Origin of the sequence: Ruegeria arenilitoris (assembly GCF_013032445.1) — a bacterium.
In the GTDB taxonomy this organism is placed as follows: domain Bacteria; phylum Pseudomonadota; class Alphaproteobacteria; order Rhodobacterales; family Rhodobacteraceae; genus Ruegeria; species Ruegeria arenilitoris_F.
The window spans coordinates 1-20,319 of the sequence record NZ_WQCA01000004.1; the positions used below are offsets into that span (position 1 = coordinate 1).

Annotated in this window: 19 protein-coding genes and 1 riboswitch; of the genes, 9 read left to right on the top strand and 10 right to left on the bottom strand. The window is 56.2% G+C overall.

Going from position 1 to position 20,319, the window contains the following annotated elements:
* Positions 1-145 precede the first annotated feature (145 nt).
* From GOW98_RS06315 to GOW98_RS06345, 7 genes are all read left to right on the top strand, one after another.
* Positions 146-1,189 (top strand): YeiH family protein, encoded by a 1,044-nt coding sequence (locus GOW98_RS06315; protein WP_170330227.1) that lies wholly within the window; start codon positions 146-148, stop codon positions 1,187-1,189.
* A gap of 11 nt (positions 1,190-1,200) precedes the next feature.
* Entirely contained in the window at positions 1,201-2,238 is a 1,038-nt protein-coding gene (pta, locus tag GOW98_RS06320; protein WP_170330228.1) for a phosphate acetyltransferase, read from the top strand.
* Complete coding sequence (locus tag GOW98_RS06325; RefSeq protein WP_170330229.1) at positions 2,235-2,600, top strand: cupin domain-containing protein; 366 nt, start codon at positions 2,235-2,237, stop codon at positions 2,598-2,600. The genes pta and GOW98_RS06325 overlap by 4 nt, the downstream gene beginning before the upstream one ends.
* A gap of 630 nt (positions 2,601-3,230) precedes the next feature.
* Entirely contained in the window at positions 3,231-4,481 is a 1,251-nt protein-coding gene (locus GOW98_RS06330) for a sarcosine oxidase subunit beta family protein (protein WP_170330230.1), read from the top strand.
* Between the two features lie 12 nt (positions 4,482-4,493).
* A complete protein-coding gene (locus GOW98_RS06335; RefSeq protein ID WP_170330231.1) occupies positions 4,494-4,790 on the top strand; it encodes a sarcosine oxidase subunit delta in 297 nt (98 codons plus the stop codon).
* Complete coding sequence (locus tag GOW98_RS06340) at positions 4,787-7,741, top strand: sarcosine oxidase subunit alpha family protein (protein WP_170330232.1); 2,955 nt, start codon at positions 4,787-4,789, stop codon at positions 7,739-7,741. The genes GOW98_RS06335 and GOW98_RS06340 overlap by 4 nt, the downstream gene beginning before the upstream one ends.
* Positions 7,734-8,297, top strand: a complete 564-nt coding sequence (locus GOW98_RS06345; protein ID WP_170330233.1) for a sarcosine oxidase subunit gamma — start codon at positions 7,734-7,736, stop codon at positions 8,295-8,297. Before GOW98_RS06340 ends, GOW98_RS06345 begins: the two co-directional genes overlap by 8 nt.
* A 2-nt stretch (positions 8,298-8,299) precedes the next feature.
* Here GOW98_RS06345 and GOW98_RS06350 read toward each other — a convergent pair whose 3' ends face one another.
* Positions 8,300-9,301, bottom strand: a complete 1,002-nt coding sequence (locus tag GOW98_RS06350) for a GlxA family transcriptional regulator (RefSeq protein ID WP_170330707.1) — start codon at positions 9,299-9,301, stop codon at positions 8,300-8,302.
* A 329-nt stretch (positions 9,302-9,630) separates the two neighbouring features.
* A riboswitch (TPP riboswitch) is annotated at positions 9,631-9,750 on the top strand.
* A 109-nt stretch (positions 9,751-9,859) separates the two neighbouring features.
* On the opposite strand from GOW98_RS06350, the gene thiC reads away from it, so the two are divergent.
* Entirely contained in the window at positions 9,860-11,650 is a 1,791-nt protein-coding gene (gene thiC / locus GOW98_RS06355) for a phosphomethylpyrimidine synthase ThiC (RefSeq protein ID WP_170330234.1), read from the top strand.
* A gap of 181 nt (positions 11,651-11,831) precedes the next feature.
* Here thiC and GOW98_RS06360 read toward each other — a convergent pair whose 3' ends face one another.
* The 4 genes from GOW98_RS06360 to GOW98_RS25695 all read right to left on the bottom strand — a co-directional run bounded on the left by GOW98_RS06360 (position 11,832) and on the right by GOW98_RS25695 (position 15,221).
* Entirely contained in the window at positions 11,832-13,427 is a 1,596-nt protein-coding gene (locus tag GOW98_RS06360; RefSeq protein ID WP_217359426.1) for a M6 family metalloprotease domain-containing protein, read from the bottom strand.
* A 446-nt stretch (positions 13,428-13,873) separates the two neighbouring features.
* A complete protein-coding gene (locus GOW98_RS06365; RefSeq protein WP_170330235.1) occupies positions 13,874-14,110 on the bottom strand; it encodes a hypothetical protein in 237 nt (78 codons plus the stop codon).
* A gap of 380 nt (positions 14,111-14,490) precedes the next feature.
* Positions 14,491-14,877, bottom strand: coding sequence for a type II toxin-antitoxin system death-on-curing family toxin (locus tag GOW98_RS06370; RefSeq protein WP_170330236.1), 387 nt, complete (start codon positions 14,875-14,877; stop codon positions 14,491-14,493).
* Entirely contained in the window at positions 14,874-15,221 is a 348-nt protein-coding gene (locus GOW98_RS25695) for a hypothetical protein (protein WP_254437922.1), read from the bottom strand. The genes GOW98_RS06370 and GOW98_RS25695 overlap by 4 nt, the downstream gene beginning before the upstream one ends.
* 203 nt (positions 15,222-15,424) lie before the next feature.
* Here GOW98_RS25695 and GOW98_RS06380 point away from each other — a divergent pair, with 203 nt between their 5' ends.
* A complete protein-coding gene (locus GOW98_RS06380) occupies positions 15,425-15,853 on the top strand; it encodes a MarR family winged helix-turn-helix transcriptional regulator (protein WP_170330237.1) in 429 nt (142 codons plus the stop codon).
* Positions 15,854-15,893: 40 nt separating this feature from the next.
* Here the strand turns inward: GOW98_RS06380 and fahA are convergent, their stop codons facing one another.
* The 5 genes from fahA to GOW98_RS06405 form a co-directional block, all read right to left on the bottom strand.
* On the bottom strand, positions 15,894-17,144 hold the full coding sequence (gene fahA / locus GOW98_RS06385; protein WP_170330238.1) for a fumarylacetoacetase: 1,251 nt from the start codon (positions 17,142-17,144) through the stop codon (positions 15,894-15,896).
* 10 nt (positions 17,145-17,154) lie between these two features.
* Positions 17,155-17,787, bottom strand: coding sequence for a maleylacetoacetate isomerase (gene maiA, locus GOW98_RS06390; protein WP_170330239.1), 633 nt, complete (start codon positions 17,785-17,787; stop codon positions 17,155-17,157).
* An 84-nt stretch (positions 17,788-17,871) separates the two neighbouring features.
* The gene (locus GOW98_RS06395) at positions 17,872-18,417 is read right to left on the bottom strand and encodes a VOC family protein (protein WP_170330240.1); all 546 of its coding nucleotides are present in this window, start codon (positions 18,415-18,417) and stop codon (positions 17,872-17,874) included.
* A gap of 37 nt (positions 18,418-18,454) precedes the next feature.
* Positions 18,455-19,771 (bottom strand): TRAP transporter large permease, encoded by a 1,317-nt coding sequence (locus tag GOW98_RS06400; RefSeq protein WP_170330241.1) that lies wholly within the window; start codon positions 19,769-19,771, stop codon positions 18,455-18,457.
* Complete coding sequence (locus GOW98_RS06405) at positions 19,768-20,316, bottom strand: TRAP transporter small permease (protein ID WP_170330242.1); 549 nt, start codon at positions 20,314-20,316, stop codon at positions 19,768-19,770. The genes GOW98_RS06400 and GOW98_RS06405 overlap by 4 nt, the downstream gene beginning before the upstream one ends.
* Positions 20,317-20,319 lie beyond the last annotated feature (3 nt).

Consider the following 20,319-nt stretch of genomic DNA (forward strand, 5'->3'; position numbering starts at 1 on the left):
AGCCCGTCGAAGTCGCAGGCATCAGCGCCGACGACATGAACCAACAGGCCGGGGTCGCCTAAGCAGGTATGAAACCCGGGCTCAAACGGGTCCGGGTTTCATTCAGCCTTCCGGTCTGGAGGGCGCATTTTTGCACAGAGGAAACATGATGCAGGCGTTAAATGCATCCCGGACGCCCCTGTCGTGGGCGCAAGATTTCGTTCGCAGAAACGGTCATGGATTTCTGATTTCCGTGGTTGTGGCTGTAGCTGCGCAGTTTCTGTCGGAACACTACGGTGCGCCAGCGATGTTGATGGCGCTTTTGCTTGGCATTGCGTTTCATTTTCTGGCCGAGGAAGACAGCGGAAGCTGCAAGGCCGGGATCGAGTTTACCGCACGTACCGTTCTGCGTTTTGGCGTCGCGCTGTTGGGTGCACGTATCTCTGTTGAGTTGATGGTTGGCCTTGGGCCGCAATTGATCGCAGTTGTCATAACGGGTGTCATTCTGACGATCCTGTTTGGATTGCTCGGCGCGCGCTTGCTTGGTCGTGGCTGGCGGTTCGGTGTTCTGACCGGCGGTTCGGTTGCGATTTGCGGTGCCTCTGCCGCGATGGCTTTGTCCGCCATTTTGCCAAAGAACGAACACTCCGAACGCAATCTGATCTTCACCGTTCTGTCGGTGACCGTGCTATCCACGGTTGCGATGATCGCCTACCCGATCCTGACCGAGACCTTTGATTTCGACGATCAGATCTCGGGAGTATTTCTGGGCGGTACCATTCACGACGTCGCTCAGGTTGTCGGTGCCGGTTTTTCCGTTTCGGATGAGGCTGGCGAAGTTGCGACGATGGTTAAACTGATCCGTGTTGCGATGCTGGCCCCGGTCGTTCTGGTGATTTCTACCCTTGTCCGCCGCTATGCGGAGTTCAGTGAAGACGAGGGGAAACGGCCTCCGATTTTGCCGATGTTTGTCGTGGGCTTTCTGATCTTCGCGACCTTGAACTCTCTTGGTTTCATCCCCGAGGTCATCTCTTCGGCCATGGCCAGCCTCAGCCGCTGGGCGCTTCTGGTGTCGATTGCAGCGGTTGGGATGAAAACTTCGCTCAAGCGCATTCTGGATGTCGGGGGACAGGCTATCGCACTGATCGTCGCCGAGACCGTCTTTATCGCCGTGCTGGTTCTGGTGGGCGTCTACCTCGTGCATTTTTAAAAGGACCTGTCATGAAGCCGTTGGAAGAACTGCTCAAAAATGCTGCGCAATCGCAAAAGAAAATTGTTCTGTCAGAAGGGTCTGACCCCCGCGCGGTCGAAGCTGCGGTTGAAGCAAGGGAGAAGAGTGTCGCCCGAATTGTGCTGGTGGGGGAAGAGGAGCTTATCTTACGCCAGCTCGCATCACTGAACGCCCAACCGGGTGGCGGACTAGAAATCGAAGATCCCGCCTCGTCAGCACGTTTCGATGATCTGGCAGCGTTGTTTTTTGAACTGCGCAAGCACAAGGGCGTCACGCAGGAACAGGCCAGGATTGAAACGCGCAAACCGCATGTTTTCGCCGCGCTGATGGTGAAGAAAGGGCTTGCGGACGGAACCCTTGGCGGTGCCGTAGCAACCACGGCTGAGATCGTGCGGACTGCCATTCAGGTCATTGGTCCAAAACCCGGCGAAAAGCTTGTATCCAGCTTTTTTCTGATGCTGTTCTGCGAGGGTCACCACATCAAAAAAGGCGCGCATGTCTTTGCGGATAGCGGTCTGGTCGTTGATCCTTCTGCAGAAGAAATGGCCCAGATCGCACTGGCTTCAGCCAGTAGTTTCCGGGCGTTGACGCAGGATACTCCGCGGGTCGCGATGTTGTCGTTCTCGACCCGTGGCAGCGCCAGCAGTGCAGCCGTGACCAAAGTCGTTGAGGCCACGCGATTGGCCCAGGAGGCGGCACCGGACCTTCTCATCGACGGTGAGTTGCAGTTTGACGCAGCTTTCGTGCCCGAAGTCGCGGAGAAAAAGGCCAAGGACTCGCCACTGGGTGGCGATGCGAACATCTTTGTCTTTCCCAACCTCGAATCCGGCAACATCGCCTACAAGATCGCCCAGCGGGTCGGAGGAGCAGTGGCCGTCGGCCCGATCATGCAGGGGCTGGACAAACCGGCCAATGATCTGTCCCGCGGATGTTCGGCCGAGGATATACTGCACATGATCGCCGTAACCGCAGCCCAGGCCGAAGCAAACGAAACAAAGATGCAACCGAATTCGGAGGTTTTGCAATGAATGTACAAGTCATCAACCTGTTCGACGAACCCGCAACGCGCAGCGAGCGCCGCCTTTCCGACCTGCCGGATCGCGTGGTAGAGGGGGATCCTCACCACAAGGTCGGAATGCATTTCACCAGCCCCGACGGTGCACTCTCGGCGGGCACGTGGACATCAACTCCTGGGAAATGGCACGCGTTCACGGACAAGGATGAGTATTGCTACATCGTTGAAGGACATTGCGCGTTGATTCACCAAGACGGGACGCGGCAGGATTTTCGCACCGGTGACAGCTTTATGATTCCAAACGGCTTTCAGGGCTATTGGGAAGTTGTTGAGACAACGACAAAGCACTTTGTCATACGAGACTTGTCTGAGTGACGTAAACCGTTCCTGGGGCGTGAACCTTCCCATTGAATGGGCTTTGGGTGCATCTGCATTTACAATGAGCGCAGAGGAACTGCATTGCGCGATTTTGATGGGCTGCCTTACATTGTCGATCCAAATCGACTGACTATGGCTTGCAAGCTTGAATTGCCCCTCTGATCAGGCCCACTTGGATGGTTCAATTTGATTGTTAGGCTCCAGACTTATTGCCTGAACAGAATGGCAGCTGCGAAAGCGATTGCCGACAGGAGGACCTGCGTATCGGGTAGCGATGCGGCGCCAGGCTTTGAAGCGTCCGAACATGATTTCAAGGCCCTTTCCTCCACGATCTCTTCCATGTCACGACAGGACACAGAGAGGTGCGACCGGAAATAACCAAAGGGCAAACCTACGCCTTTGTGAAAAGGGCAGCCTTTCATATGTGTCATATTAATAATGCTCGCGATTGAGTTGAAAGCAACAGGGGCCAACACACGTGATCAGGTCACCCGCGATCAAAACTTGGCGACACAACCGGCGCTAATCGCAAATTTGTCGTATTTGAATAATTTTCTGTCCGAAACAACATCTGCAAAAAGCACTTTTCTCAGCGCAGATTGAGGGCTGCAACGAACAGGAGCTTTCATGCGCTATTCAGCTCTGAGAATCCTCAAAGAGGCCCTGACCGGTCACAAAGGGTGGACCCCGCAATGGCGTGACGTCGCTCCAGCGGAGGCCTACGACTATGTCATTGTCGGAGGTGGCGGCCACGGGTTGGCGACAGCCTATTACCTTGCCAAGGAATTCGGTGCGGCACGTATTGCAGTTCTGGAGAAGGGCTGGATAGGCGGCGGCAATGTCGGGCGGAACACGACAATCATTCGGTCGAACTATTTGCTGGACGGAAATGAGCCATTCTATGAGTTTTCACTCAAGCTTTGGGAAAATCTGGAACAAGACTTTAACTACAATGCGATGGTCAGCCAGCGTGGAATTCTGAACCTTGTCCATTCAGATGCGCAACGCGATGCGGCGCGGCGTCGGGGGAATGCCATGATCCTGAACGGGTCGGACGCTGAGCTTCTGGATACCGAGGCTGTTCGGGCGATGTACCCGTTCCTCAATTTCGACGATGCACGCTTTCCAATCCGGGGCGGTTTGTTGCATCGGCGCGGCGGCACAGTGCGGCATGACGCGGTGGCCTGGGGTTACGCCCGCGGGGCCGATATGCGCGGCGTAGATATTATTCAGAACTGCGAAGTCACCGGATTTCGCATCGAAAACGGTGCGGTTCGGGGTGTTGAGACAACCCGCGGATACATCGGGGCCGGAAAGGTTGGTGTTTCGGTTGCGGGCAGTTCCAGCCGGGTGATGGCGATGGCCGGAATGCGCCTTCCCATCGAAAGCCACGTTCTGCAGGCCTTTGTTTCTGAAGGATTAAAACCTTTCATCCCGGGCGTAATCACCTATGGCGCTGGACATTTTTATTGTAGCCAATCCGACAAGGGCGGGCTGGTATTCGGGGGCGATATCGACATGTACAACACGTACGCCCAAAGGGGTAACTTGCCAGTTGTCGAAGATGTCGTGGAAAGCGGGATTTCTCTGATACCGGCACTTGGACGCGCGCGCCTCTTGCGCAGTTGGGGAGGGCTCATGGACATGTCCATGGACGGCTCGCCCTTCATCGACAGGACGCATATCGACGGCCTCTATTTCAATGGCGGTTGGTGTTACGGCGGGTTCAAGGCGACGCCTGCTTCGGGCTACTGCTTTGCGCATTTGTTGAAGACCGACCGCCCGCATGAAGTAGCCACCGCTTACAGGCTGGATCGGTTTAAAACCGGCCGCATGATCGACGAAAAAGGGCAGGGCGCCCAACCGAACCTGCATTGAGGGGCAAACCAGATGATTATTGACCATCCTTTGCTTGGCCCGCGTGATGCGCAGGAGTTTACCTATCTGGGTGATGCCTCGCTTATCAACCGGCCCGATTGGCAGTGTGAAAACGCGCTGAGCGAGTTCCACGACTATCTGTATTTGCGCGACAATCCAGCAGGCGAACACCGTGAGCTTTGGTACCACGAGCAGGGCGATCGTTCGTGGCTTGTCGTCACGCGGAACACAGTTACTCATGAAATTCTGAGTGTCGAACTTGCCCATGACGTGGCGAAGGCGGTTACCGCAGGAAGGTCTGCTAAATGACTCAGGTGAATCGTTTGAATGGCGGCCTGATTGACCGCAGCACCAGCCTGAACTTTCGGTTTGACGGCAAGACCTACAGCGGGTTTCAGGGTGATACGCTGGCCTCGGCTTTGCTGGCAAATGGCGTGCGACTGATGGGGCGGTCGTTCAAGTACCACCGGCCTCGGGGCGTATTGACGGCAGGCAGCGAGGAACCCAATGCGCTGGTCGAGCTACGCTCGGGCGGGCGGCAAGAACCGAATACCCGTGCCACGGTTGCCGAACTCTATGACGGGCTGGACGCGAGTTCGCAAAACCGCTGGCCGTCGTTGGAACGCGATTTCATGGCGATCAACGACCGGTTTTCGAATTTTCTAACGGCAGGTTTTTATTACAAGACGTTTATGTGGCCCAAGGCTTTCTGGGAAAAGTTGTATGAGCCCATCATCCGCAAGGCCGCCGGCTTGGGCAGTTTGACCGGAGAGGACGACCCCGACCTTTATGACAAAGGGTTTCTGCATTGTGATCTGCTGATTATCGGCTCGGGGCCAGCAGGTTTGGCGGCGGCACTGACAGCAGGTCGCGCGGGCGCTCAGGTCATTCTGGCCGAAGAAGATTTCGAGCTGGGCGGACGTCTGATCGCCGAGTCCTGCACCTTGGCAGAAAACTCAGGTGCGGATTGGGTTATGCAAACGCAGGCGGAACTGGCGGGCATGAGCAATGTGCGTCTCATGCCTCGGACCACTGTTTTCGGAGCCTATGATCATGGGATTTACGGCGCGGTCGAGCGCAACACGGATCATCTTGCTGAACCCGCTCCGGGCAAGCCGCGTCAAACCTTGTGGCGCATCTATTCTAAGCGCGCGTTGATTGCGACTGGCGCGATCGAACGCCCCATCGCGTTTGAAAACAACGACCGCCCCGGGATCATGCTGGCTGGCGCCGTTCGTGCCTATGTCAATCGCTGGGCCACAACGCCTGCGCAATCTGTTGTCGTTTTTGCCAATAACGATGACACCCACCAAACGGCCCGTGATCTAATGGCGCAGGGCGTCAAGGTGCCCGCCATCATCGACACGCGGCCCGATGCGCCAGATGTTGAGGGGACTGAAGTTCTGAAGGGGGCCGAGATCATCAACACATCCGGTCGTCTCGGTCTGAGTGCGGTTCGGGTCAGGGTCGCCAAAGGATATACACGCGATCTGTTTTGCGAAGCGCTGGCGATGTCAGGCGGCTGGAACCCCAACCTTGGCCTGACCTGTCATCAGCGAGGCCGACCGGTTTGGAACGCGGATATTCATGCATTTGTTCCGGGGGAAGGTCTGCCCGTCGGACAGATCGTAGCCGGAGCGGCAAAGGGTGAGCTGACAACCGACGCAGCACTCCGGGGTGGAGCGGCCGCTGCAGTTTCCGCACTTGCTGATCTTGGGATCACCGCGACGCCAGCTGACTTGCCAGCCGCACAGGATGCGCCAGTCTCTCTGTCGCCGTTCTGGCATGTGAAGGACGCAAAACGGGCTTGGTTGGATTTCCAGAACGACGTGACCGTAAAGGACGTCAAACTGGCGCATCAGGAGAATTTCACTTCGGTCGAGCACCTCAAGCGGTACACAACGCTGGGTATGGCAACCGATCAGGGGAAGACTTCTAACGTCGGTGCGCTTGCGGTGATGGCGGAACTGACCGGTAAGTCGATCCCTGAAACCGGCACCACCATCTTCCGACCACCCTACACGCCTGTGGCGATGGGGGCTCTGGCGGGGCGCGCAACTGGTAAGGACTTTCACCCGACCCGGCTGACCCCCAGCCACAAATGGGCCGAGGATCAGGGCGCAGTGTTCGTCGAAGTCGGCAATTGGATGCGAGCACAATGGTTTCCGCGCAAGGGTGAGACTCATTGGCGCCAGTCAGTTGATCGCGAGGTTCTTCAGACCCGCAATTCAGTTGGTGTCTGTGACGTAACGACACTGGGTAAGATCGACGTGCAGGGTGCTGACGCCGCTGACTTCCTGAACTTTGTTTACGCCAACGGATTCGCCAAACTACCGGTGGGCAAAGTGCGTTATGGTCTGATGCTGCGCGAGGATGGCGTGGCTTATGATGACGGGACAGCCGCACGTTTTGCCGAGGACCATTTCGTCGTGACGACAACCACTGCTAACGCGGTTCTGGTCTATCGCAACATGGAATTCGTGCGCCAATGTCTGTGCCCGAATATGGATGTGCAACTTATCTCAACCACCGAGGCCTGGGCGCAATACGCCGTCGCCGGTCCGAACAGTCGCAAGCTGCTGCAAAAGATCGTCGATCCCGAATTCGACATATCGAACGAGGCATTTCCCTTTATGGCCTGCGGCGAGGTCACCGTCTGCGGCGGGTTGCGCGCGCGGTTGTTTCGAATTTCGTTCTCGGGCGAACTGGCATATGAGATCGCCGTGCCCACCCGTTATGGCGATGCCATGATGCGGGCGCTTATGGAAGCGGGCGAAGAGTTTGATGTGGTGCCTTACGGTACTGAGGCTCTTGGCGTCATGCGCATCGAAAAGGGTCACGCTACGGGCAACGAAATTAACGGAACAACCACCGCTCTGAATCTTGGCCTTGGTCGGATGGTCAGCGACAAGAAAGACTGTATTGGCAATGTGCTCAGTCGTCGTGAGGGAATGAACGCTCCGGATGTGCTGGCTCTGGTTGGCCTGAAGCCTGTGGACGCTAAGGACACCCTGCTGGCGGGCGGGCACCTGATGAACAAGACCGGGCCGGTCGATGTTGCAAATGATCAGGGTTATGTCACCTCCGCAGCCTATTCTCCCACCCTCCAAAGCTCCATCGCTTTGGGTTTTGTTAAAGGCGGGTTCGACCGCAATGGCGAGCAGTTGCGTTTGGTCAATCCGTTGGAAGATAAGGAAATCTTGGTGGAAATCGTCAGTGCTCATTTCGTTGACCCGGAAGGGGAGAGGCTCCGTGCATAACCTAAAAGCAATCACCCCACTGCGTGGCGTTACTCCTCGCCTTGATCACATCGGTACGATCAGCATCACCGAGGTCGTGGATCAGGCCCTGGCTTCGGTCGCGGCCCGAAAGGGACAATCCGCCGTAATGCAGCAAGCGCTGGCTGATCACATCGGATTGCACCTGCCTGAACCTGGTCACGCCGTGATTGCAGCACCCTTTGGCGCAATCTGGATGGGGCCTGATCAATGGATGATCACCGCCCCGCATGACAGTCATGAACTGCTGGCGTCCGAGGTGAAGGAAATAGCCGGACGCAGCGCTTCGGTGGTCGAGCAGACAGATGGCTGGTGCCGATTTGATGTGGCGGGGGTTGGATTGTGCGATCTGTTCGAACGGCTTAGCAATGCGCCGGTGCGTACGATGGCGCCCGGTTCGGCCATTCGTACAACAATGGAACATTTGGGGGTGTTTTTGTGGCGGTTGGCCGATGATCATATGGCCATCTTAGCCCCCCGGTCTGCTGCGGGTTCGTTGCACCACGGGCTTGTGGCTGCGGCGCGGTCAATCGCCTGAGCTCAGCCCGATGGAAGCACGTCATCACTGCCGACACGCATTGAATTCTTGGCACGCCGGTCGCTGATTGGCGTCACCCCAAACGTCTCGCGGTAATGGCGCATGAAGGAACCGGGCGTGGAATATCCGACCATATAAGCCACTTCGGTAATCGGATCGTTGGTATACAGAACCAACTGCCGCGCCTGATTCATTCGCATCTTTCGGTAATAATTGAGAGGGCTTTGACCGGTCGCTTTCTTGAACCCACGCTCCAGAGAGCGTGCCGACAAACCGACTGCCTCGGCCACTTCGCTGATTTGAATAGGGCTTTCGATATGTTCGGCAAAATGCCGAATGGCGCGTGCCACCTGCTTTGGCAGTAAATCCTGGCTTTTCGCCGTAGAAATGGCGGGAACCTTTTGTGACATCGTTGCGCTGCGGATAAACGGGTGCTGAAACCAGCAGGCGACTTCAGCCATCACGTCGCCGCCTAGGCTGTCTTCAATCAATGTCAGCATGTGGTCAAACACGGCCGATGCACCTGAGATGGTCGTAAAACTACCTTCAGTACAAACTACGGTGTCCTTTATCGGGATTGCAGGAAATTCGGCCTTAAAAGCTGCCTCATAACACCAGTGGACGGACAAGGGTTGATCCTCGGTCAGACGGGTTCTTGCAAGCGGGAATACCCCGCCGCTAATTGCGCCAAGTTTGGTGTTTCCGCGCAACAATCGTTGCAGGGCCGCGTTCGCTTTTGAGGGGTCTTCGAAAACGCTGTTTGGACTGGACGCAAACAGCAAGCGACCCAGACCCCGTACTTCAGCCAGCGTACAGTCGGGTGAAAAGGCCACCCCGGCAGAGGATTGCACTGGCTCGTTTTTTTCAGCAACCACCATCCAGCGGAACGCATCCTGCCCAGAAATTTCATTGGCAGCTCGCAATGGCTCGATACACGAGGTCAGGCATGCCATGGGAAATCCCGGAAATACCAGGATTCCAAGGGTCATTTCTTCTTTTTTCATCGGTTCATTGATATGATGAATTGAGCTGATGTCTAAGACAATAGTGCCCATTATTCCTGTCGGCAACGAAGACACCAAACCAACCTTGTAGAGCGACAGAAGTGCGGGTTTGTTTCTCGCTTGGGTGGTGGCTTCAAAGTTGAGTGTTCATTCAGCGATACGTGTTTCAAGCACTTGAAATGCAGGCGCCAAAATCGTGCTCTGCTCGTAATCCGATGCGCCATTTCGGTCTGAGCCAGATATCTTGCTAAAATGAGTTGCCCGAACCGATTGAAACCGAAGATTGGCATCTTTGATGCTTGTCTCTTTGCCTCTTCTCAGAGTAAGTCTTGCACACGCAGGGGAGTCCCACCGAGGGGACTGAGAGGCTGACAGGGCATTGCCCGGCGACGCGACCCTTTGAACCTGACCCAGTTGATACTGGCGTAGGAAGCTAGGGCGCGCAGGCTGCAGAACAGGGCAGGCGTTCTCCGAACAAGGGGGTAAACTGCCCTCTCGTTTCCCCAAGCCAAACTCATCTGGTGTCTTTTTGAGTTGAACTGCTTGAGGAGCACCAACATGAACGTCCCCAACCCCAAAATCACTACGGATGAACTGCCCGCGTCGCGCAAGTTCTTTGTCAACGGAGCGCTGCATCCAGACATTCGCGTGCCGATGCGTGAGATTTCCGTTCATCCAACCGCAGGTGAGCCGCCCCTGCCGGTCTATGACAGTTCCGGTCCTTATACCGACCCCAATGTAACCACCGACATTCGGCAGGGCTTGCCTGCTCTCCGTCGCAAGTGGATCGAGGCACGTTGCGACGTTGAGGAGTATCAGGGGCGCGAGATTAAACCCGAAGACAATGGATTTGTTGAAGGAGATCGGCTGACTCCCGAATTCCCAGTGCGCCCGCTTCCTTTGCGTGCAAAGGACGGCAAGGCGGTTACCCAATTGGCTTATGCCCGCGCCGGTATCATCACGCCTGAAATGGAATTCATCGCAATCCGTGAAAACCAGCTGCGCGAAGCCGTTGTTGAGCCGCGCGAAGGCAACGACTGGGGCGCCAGCATTCCCGACTATGTAACGCCGGAAATCGTGAGGGATGAAGTTGCCGCAGGGCGCGCCATCATCCCGGCCAACATCAACCATCCCGAAAGCGAACCGATGATCATCGGGCGCAATTTCTTGGTCAAGATCAACGCAAATATGGGTACATCGGCCGTGACTTCTTCGATGGAGGAAGAAGTCGACAAGATGGTTTGGGCGATCCGATGGGGCGCTGACACTGTTATGGATCTGTCTACGGGTCGCAACATTCATAACACCCGCGAATGGATCATTCGCAACAGCCCGGTACCGATTGGGACGGTTCCTCTGTATCAGGCGCTGGAAAAGGTAAACGGCATCGCCGAAGACCTGACATGGGAAGTGTTCCGCGACACGCTGATCGAACAGGCGGAACAAGGTGTGGATTACTTCACCATCCACGCGGGGGTTCGCTTGCACATGGTGCCGATGACGGTAAACCGCGTGACGGGCATCGTTTCACGCGGTGGCTCGATCATGGCGAAATGGTGTCTGCATCATCACAAGGAAAGCTTCCTCTACGAACATTTCGACGAGATATGTGACATCTGCCGCGCCTATGACGTTTCCTTCAGCCTCGGCGATGGTCTGCGTCCCGGCTCAATCGCTGATGCGAATGATGAGGCGCAGTTCGCCGAACTGGAAACACTGGGCGAACTGACCAAAATTGCCTGGGCCAAAGATTGTCAGGTGATGATCGAAGGGCCGGGCCATGTTGCCATGCACAAGATCAAGGAAAACATGGACAAGCAATTGGAATGCTGCCACGAGGCGCCCTTCTATACGCTTGGTCCGCTGACCACGGATATTGCTCCGGGCTATGACCACATCACCAGTGGAATCGGAGCCGCAATGATCGGTTGGTTCGGGTGCGCGATGCTTTGCTATGTCACGCCCAAAGAACATTTGGGCCTGCCTGATCGGGACGACGTCAAAACCGGGGTCATTACCTATAAGATCGCTGCGCATGCGGCCGATCTCGCCAAAGGTTTGCCGGGCGCTCAGCGTCGCGATGATGCCCTGTCCCGCGCACGGTTCGAGTTTCGTTGGGAAGACCAATTCAACCTGTCTTTGGACCCCGAAACAGCCCGGGAGTTTCACGATCAAACTCTTCCCAAGCAAGCGCACAAAGTCGCGCATTTCTGTTCCATGTGCGGCCCGAAATTCTGTTCAATGCGGATCAGTCACGACATACGGGCAGAAGCCCAAAAAGAGGGCATGGAGGCAATGGCCGCCAAGTTCCGCGAGGGTGGAGACTTGTACGTACCTGTTAACGAATAATAGCTAGACCAGTATTGCGCCTGCACGATCATCTAAAAATAGATGTTAAAGGTGTAGGCGCAATTATTGGACCTCGATGTGCGTTCGCTCGTGCCTCGACCAAAAGCGATACAGGCTCTCGGCGAACCCAGTTGCCGCGCAGACCGCGCCTGAAAGCCCCAGCAGAGCTTTCCGGTCCGTTTTAAGCGCTCAACAGCAACAATTTGTAAACCCCTGTCAGTGCGGGTGATGTTGCTACTGCCGCACCGCCGACCTGGAAGGTCATTGTGTTGCTCGAGGCGGAAATGTTACTGACCTCCAGACCCGAGCTTGTACCATCCCACCATTTGCTGTTTGGCGTTGTCGCGTCATCGAACTCTGTTATCCCAGAGGCAGGGAAAAGGTCGGTGGAATCGCCTGAATTGGAATTGTTCTCCAGATCGAAATTTCCATCGGCTTGTTCCAGCGAGCACTCGTAGTGCAAGGCAGCCGTCATCTGCTCGTTATTGTTGCTTCCACTTTCCTCAACGTGCCAGATCGCCAAGCCGGAATCTGGCAGCGCCGTATCACGTCCCGTTTGTTGACGGTTCTCAATGATGAAATACTCGGTATCACTGCGTGGAAAGATACAGAAGTCGTTCTGACCGGCGTTTACGGTTGCTGTCATTCCCGGAGCCAGCGTCGTCAAGTTCGAAGTCCACCCCGCGGCATGCTTTAAATAGGCATCTATTTGGACTGGGTTCTTGGGATTACCGCTGGACGACATCAGCGAGTAGCGCCCTGTTCCACGGGATTCGTACCCGTAGTCATACAGATCTGGAAAATCGCAGATCATGTGCCCGTTTTCGTGACAAAACGTGCCAAGGGTTAACTCGTCTCCCATATTGGTGAATTGGTAGTCGAAGAACTTTCTGCCACCCCCAATATTGTAAGCGGACGCCAGCGACCAGGAATGCGGCCAAAGCCCTTCGGCCCAATTGTTTACCCGATCGCCTGCATAGAAAACATTCAGCGCATGTATGAAACCTAACCCATCCGCAGTCAGTCCGCTGAAATCAAATCCGTTGGCGACCAAATCATCAAGGGCTTCAGTGATGAGTTCGCGGGCACGCGTTCCAAAGCTGACCGTTTCATCAGTATAGTAGCTGCGGTTGTTCTGGGCTGTGTAATATGCCGTCACGATATTGGTGTAGGTCAGCTTTCCGTCCGACACATCGAAGAAATAGTCGCGCACGGAACCATTGTTGCCAAAACCGGAATACCCAACGTCGTTACAATACTTGGTAACTTCGTTTTGCGAGATTGTCCCTGCGACGTCCGGAAAATCGATCAAAACGCAAAGCCCTACAAAGGTGCCGGTTGTCGGGCCTGACGGCGGAGCGGCAAATGGGCCGCCGGGGGCAGCTTTCTTTGCCATCACACGCTCCGCCCAGCGGTCTTCCCAACGTCGGCGCCCACTGATCATTTGCGACCGTAAGGCATCAGCTTTTGCGACCTCATGTGAAGGTCTCAAATGCTGGGCCAGACCGGCTGCACTGGGATCATCGCGACCAGGTGCCAACGAAGACGCTACAAGCTGCGCACCATCGGCGGCCGCTTCGGCAAAACGCCACTCGCGACTGGTCTCGCATTTGACGATCGTAAAGCCGTCTTCAGTTTCGAAGGTCGCATAAAACTGGTTTCCACTCCCACGAACCTTGAATGACGTTCCATCTGGATTGTGAAAGGTGAATTCTTCTCCATCAAATGGCATAGGCATAACAAAAACTCCAAAAGCTAAAGGTTGCCCGGCAGACACGAACTACTTCCGCCGAGCATGTGCCAAGCGCGAAGTCTAGCGCGTCTTTTTGGTCGTACGCCGACGAGTGGTTTTGGCCTTCGGCTTTGCCTCGGCTTTTTTTGCATCACCCGCCGAGGCGGCCTTGGCCGCGGGTTCGGGATTGTCCACATACGTTTTGGCACTGGATGGTACGGAAGAGGGCGCCGTTAGAACGGGGTTCTCTATGGACGGTGGGCCCCCTGTCGGAGCCACCCTGGGTGATGATCCCGCGGCTTCCAACTCTGGGTTCATGATAACGGCAGACTTCCCAACAGGCCCTGCCTCCCCGCCAAGCGGTGGATTTTGCACGTTGCCTGCAACTGACTTGGCGGCAGAAGTCTCAGTGGCGGTGTCAAGAGGTGGGTTCTCTATATCCGACATTACATTCTCCTTTTCGCACAGCTAGAGTAACAATTGCCGCGCGATCAGGCCCGCACGTAAAGTCTGTTAATCGTGCTGTAAGCAGATGTCGCGGTCAGCAGGGCCCAAACGGTCTTGGTCGCACTGATCGCCGTCAAAGCCGTCGCCAACATTTCCCGCTCATAGGTTGCATTTGCGTTGAACCAATGATGGAAGCTTCCATCAGTTGCACGCAGAGAAATGTAGATCACACCGTTTTCAGCCGGTCCGGCCGCAGTGACTTCGCAGGTTTTCCAAGGCATCTTACAAATCCTTTCTCTGTATAAAATTACGTGTCGCCCAGTACAAAAATACGGAAGAACAAAATTCAGAAAGGCAGGCTGACAACTAATAAGTTTACGACGATTCGTGTCGTGTCCAAACAACAAAACGTCGCAAAAGTGATATAGCGACGTGTGTCTGCTCCAAGTTTGGAAGTGCTTTTTACTGGAGTTTGGAGTATTGGTGGCGCGCAGAACGCGACCGAAGATCACCAGGTTGTCTTTCTCATCGTCCACTCCTCGGTGGTGACGATGAGCCAGAAACTCTATATTATCAAATTGCTCTGAAGGGACCCATAAGTTCTGACGTCAGACAGTACTCAGACTGAATTGCAGTGGAAAAAGCTATCAGTACACCCTGCTCATATCGGCCGGGCAAGTTCTCTGATCCAATTCGAGAACTCTCTTTCTGACACATCTCCGGATGCCAGGTCTTCCATCATCCTGACGCCTTGGACAGGATCAGGGCGAATTGAAAGCCCGTTGAGCCGGAGAAAGGTTGCCGCAGTCACAAATGCGGTGCGTTTGTTGCCATCTACAAACGCGTGAGCCTTGGCGATGCCAAAAGCGTAAGCAGCTGCAATTTCTGAAAGGTCCGCATCTGTGTATGCGGCGAGGTTCATTGCCCGAGCACAGCCCATCTCAAGAAGAGCTACATCTCGTAATCCGGGGGCTCCGCCGTGTCTTGCAATTTGCCTGTCGTGGATGACGATGATTGCGCTGAACGGAACCCAGGTAAACTGCTTCACGCAAGCGCCTCAAGAAGATCTCTGTTTTCATCCATTACAATCTCTGCGGCAGCTAGTGCTTCGGCAACAGAAGGATCATGCGCCATAACTTTCAATGCACCATCATCGCTGCGCACCACGAAAAGACTATCGCCTTCCTTGACGTCCAAAATTGTCAGCATCTCAGTCGTCAAAGTCATGACCGCAGAATTCCCGACTTTGCGAATTTTGGTTTCTATCATGACGGCCTCCTGCGTGTATCCATATGTATATACCTGATTGAATTGGCAATCAAGCGAAACAGAAGTGACTTCTTTCGCAGATTTGAGTTTCACGAACACGAGGAAGAAAACTTGTTTGCGCATCGCATGGCGAATGTCTCAGGCAACCTCTGCACAGCGGCTCTAAAGATGCCTGAGTTTACTTCTCACCTTCGCTCTTCGGGGGTTACAAAGAGCCGGAAGCCCTCGGGTTTCAAACCAATCTACACGGTCCAATTGGTGCTGACGCTACATAAGGCGAACATATCGTTGCAGATGAAACCATTTTGACCTATTCTACGTGAAGCATGCAACTCGATACATTTTTTCCATACCGACTGGCTGTGGCGTCCGAAGCTTTTTCAAGAAATCTGACAGACGTCTATGAGCGTGAACTGGGCCTTTCGCGCGAGGAATGGCGATTGCTGTTTCTGCTGGCGAACGCAGAAAGCATGACCTCTCTGGATCTTGCGCGGCGTACGACACTGGACAAAGTGCAGGTCAGCCGGGCGGCCAAGCGCCTTGATGAGAAGGGGCTGATCGTCCGTGAGATCTCAGATGAGGACCGTAGAATCCGGGTCTACCGCTGTACGCCCGAAGGGTTTCGCCAGTTTCAGCATCTGGAGCCAAAGGTGCGGGAGCGGGCCGACCGTATGCTTGACGCGCTGACCCCTGAAGATCGCGAGGCGTTGGAGCGGGGTATATCGGCGCTGATGAAAGTGGCCAAAACCTGCTGAAAAAGAGGACAGAGGCCGAAGTGACCTCTGCCCGTGCTCGTTACTGACGATCGATGGCCGCAAGCAGCGTGCCTGTGCAGGCACCAAACCCGATACGAAAACCGTTGCCACGCGCCGCGCCGCGTAAGGTGAGCGTGTCGCCGTCTTCAAGAAAGCTGCGCTCCTCTCCACTGTCCAGCGTCAGGGGTTCCTTGCCGCCCCAGCTGAGTTCCAGCAGGCTGCCACGGTTTTCCTTTTCCGGGCCGGAAATCGTACCCGACCCAAGCAGATCGCCCACCCGCATCGGGCAGCCGCTGGTCGTGTGATGGGCCAGTTGCTGGGCCGCCGAATAATACATTTCGTTGTAGTTGGTGCGCGCGATAACCGTCTCTGCTGCATCATTCGGAGCCAGACCGACTTCAAGCGCGATGTCATAAAGCATCGGGCCGGGCTCTTGTAGATAAGGTAGCAACTCCTTCTCACGCTCGGGGGTCGAGGTGCGGAAAGATTCCAGCGCCGCTTTGGTCACGATCCATGGGCTGATCGAGGTTGCTGTGGCCTTGGCCTGAAACGGGCCGAGCGGCTGGTATTCCCACGCCTGAATGTCGCGCGCGGACCAATCGTTCAGCAGGACATAGCCAAAGATCATGTCATCGGCCTGCTGAACCGATACGGGGCCGTTCGAAGGCTGACCGACAATCGCGCCCATCTCAAGTTCCAGATCAAACCGCCGAGACGGCGCAAAGATCGGCGCCTCCATATCGGGGCCCTTCAGCTGTCCCCACGGGCGGCGCACATCGGTGCCGCTGACCACGACCGAGGACGCCCGACCGTTATAGCCAATCGGGATATGCAGCCAGTTCGGGGGCAGGGCGTTTTCGGGGCCACGGAACATGGTGCCGACGTTGAACGCATGATTGCGGCCCGCATAGAAATCCGTGTACTCGGCAACGTCGAAGGGCATTGCCATCGTGACAGAGACCATCGGCACAAGGTAATTTGTCAGTTCGTCCTGTTGGGTCGAGCCAGCGGCTAACGCCTCGATCAGTATAGAGCGGAATTTACCCCAAACACCAGCGCCAAGCGCCATGAAGCCATTCCATGATCCGTTTGCAAACACGTTTGCCTCGGGCAGATCAAGTTTGCCGTCCGCTTCCATCCGCGTGAGGTCAAGGATCATGTCCCCGATGGCGACGCCACAGTGCAGAGCGTCCGCTTCGGTTCTGAAAACGCCATAGGCCAGGTTGTTGAGCGGGAAGTCGGTCGTGGCAGAGTTCGCGCTTTCGACCCAGGAGGGCAGGAGTTTGGTCATGGTTACACCTTTAAGCCGCGTCGGGCTGGTTTTCGGGGCGGGCGTCGTTGAACGCCGCTAAGGAAAGGGCGCGTTCCTCAATCTCGAGAAGGCGGGGGAAGGGGGCCATATCAACGCCCCAGCGATGCGCATTGTAGAGCTGCCCAACAAGGCAGATATCGGCAAGATTGGGGCTGTCGCCAAAGCTGAACGCCGTGCCCTTTGGCAGCAGGGTCTGATAGGCGGCAAACCCTTCGGTCATCCAATGGCGGAACCAGTCTAGCTGGCCGTCAGCCGTAAGGCCCAGATGCGTCTTGAGGTGGGTCAGAACCTTGAGGTTGTTGACCGGGTGGATATCCATCGCAATGGTCTGTGCGGCGGCCTGAACACGGGCGCGCTGCAGCGGGTCTTTCGGCAACAGCGGCGGCTCTGGCACCCTGGCGTCCAGATACTCGATAATCGCAAGCGACTGGGTCAGAACGGTGCCATCCTCAAGAACAAGGGTCGGAACACCTTTGCCGGGGTTGAGGGCAGTGTAATCCGGCGCACGCTGCTCTCCGGCAACCAGATTGACCGGGCAGGTGTCATAGCTGAGACCTTTGAGATTCAGCGCAATCCGGACCCGGTAGGAGGTCGTAGAACGCCAATAAGAGTAGAGTTTCATCACCTCACCCAGTCATTCTGAATGTATGGTCAAGCCCTGCTGGCAGGCAGGTCCCGCGCCGTTCGCACGGCACGGGACGGCGCATCAGGCGCTTTTGTTAAGCTCTTTGGCGTGCAGCCAATCCGCGTGTTTTGGTGCTTTCTTGGTCTTTGACCAATCTTCGAGCATCAGCCATTTCACCTCGTCCATCCGTGCCAGCATCGCCTCTTCCTCTGGGTCGGGGCAGGCCAGTTCAATCCGGTGGCCGGAGGGATCGAAGAAATAGATCGAGTGGAAGATCGAATGGTCGGTAACCCCAAGAATTTCGACGCCGTTGGCCTCGAGATGTTCCTTGAACTCGATCAGGGTTGCACGGTCTTTGACCTTGAAGGCGATGTGCTGCACCCAGATCGGCGTATTCGGATCGCGGCCCATCTCGGGCTTGGTCGGCAGCTCGAAGAACGCCAGAACGTTGCCGTCACCAGCATCCAGGAACAGATGCATGTAAGGATCCGGCTCGTGGGTCGAGGGCACGTGGTCCTCGGCAATGGCCAGAATGAAGTCCATGTTCAGCATCTTGCCGTACCACTCGACGGTTTCCTTAGCGTCTTTGCAGCGATAGGCGACGTGGTGAATTTTCTCGATTTTCATCGTGTCCTCCTTTCCGAAGGGGTTAGGTCTTGGCGGTTCACATCAATCCCACAAGCCAGAGCGACAGTGAGGGGATGAGGATAAGCAGGGCCAGCCGCAGGATGTCGGCGATCCAGAAGGGCAGGACGCCCTTGAAGATGGTCGCCAGCGACACGTCCTGAAGCACGCCTTTGAGCACAAAGACATTCATGCCAACCGGGGGTGTGATCAGGCTGATCTCGGTTGCGACAACAACGACGATGGCGAACCAGATCAGTGCGTTTTCGGGGTCGAGCAGCAGTTCGTTGGCAAACTCCAACTCGAACATCAGCGGATAGAAGACCGGCACTGTCAGCAGGATCATCGACAGGCTTTCCAGAACACAGCCAAGCACCATGTAGACCAGAATGATGAACACGATCACCGCCCAAACCGGCATTTCGTTGTCGATCACAAAGCTGGACAGCGCATCGGGCAGACCGGCGAAGTTGATGAAGTTGGTGAACAGCTCGGCCCCGATGATGACGGCGAAGATCATCGCTGTGGCGCGGATGGAGTCCATCGTCGCGGCGAAGAACCCATTCCAGGTCATCGACCGCAAGGCGACAGCGATCAGCACAGACGCACCTGCGCCCATGCCCGCAGCCTCGGTTGGCGTGAAGAACCCCCCGTAAATGCCGGTCATGATGAAAAGGAACAGGCCAAGTACACAGAAGACACCAACCAGATCAGTTCGGCTCATCGGTTCTGTGTTCTCTTCCTCGGGCGCCAACGCCGGGTTCACGCGGACCGCGACCATGACAGCGCCAAGATACAGCACCACACCGATGATGCCCGGGATGATCCCGGCGATGAACAGTTTGGCGATATTGGTTTCGGTCAGCAGACCATAAATGATAAGGATCACCGAGGGCGGGATCAGGATGCCCAGCGTACCGCCCGCCGCAATGGACCCTGTGGCCAACCGGTCATCATAACCAAACTTGCGCATCGAGGGCATCGCGACCTTGGACATGGTCGCCGCCGTTGCCAGCGAGGATCCGCAGACGGCAGAGAAGCCCCCGCATGAGAAGACCGAGGCCATGGCTAGGCCACCGCGCAGCTTGCCGAACAGCCGGTCAGCGCCTGCAAACAGGCCATGCGCCACGCCAGACCCAGCCAGCACGTTGCCCATGAAGATAAACAGCGGAATGACCGACAGGCTGTAGGACAGCGCGGTGTCGAAGGCCACCTGCCCGGTCATCGCCCAGGCTGGTTCCCAGCCGCGCATATAGGCAAAGCCGAACCCGCCGACAGCTGCCATGGCAAAGGCAATCGGCACCCGCAACAGGATCAGTCCCAGCAGGACGGCAAAACCGATCAGCGATTCAATCATGGCAAAGCCTCCGGAGGGGTTTGGTCGGTGTCACGCTGTTTCGGCGGCTGCAACCCGCGCAAAAAGGCGATGAAGGCCGAGACCATGCAGGACACGCCCGCCAAATAGCCAAATGGGGCCAGCGGAATTTCCAGCGCGTTGCTAACTGCACCGTCATGGGCCGCCTTGGCCGCATGGGTAAACAGCCGCCAGGCGAAGGTGGCCAACAGGGCCGCGGAAAACAGCCCGGCAAAGGCCGACAGCAGACGCTGGGTATGCTTGCCGAGGGCCATGTTCAGCAAGTCGACCTCGATATGCTCGCGCCGCTCTGTGGTCAGTGGCAAAGCCAGAAAAACCAGAGCAGCCAGCAGAATTTCGGTCAGCTCGAATGCGCCAGCCAGCGGCGCATTCAGAAAGTAACGCCCGATCACATCCACACAGGTGATGAGAATGAGGCAGAACAGGATCAGAGCGGCACCGGCACCAAGCGTCCTGTCAAGCAGCAGCCCGATATCCAGCCCCTCTTCCGGGGGCTGGTCGGGGAAACGATGGCGAAGCCGCTCCATGGA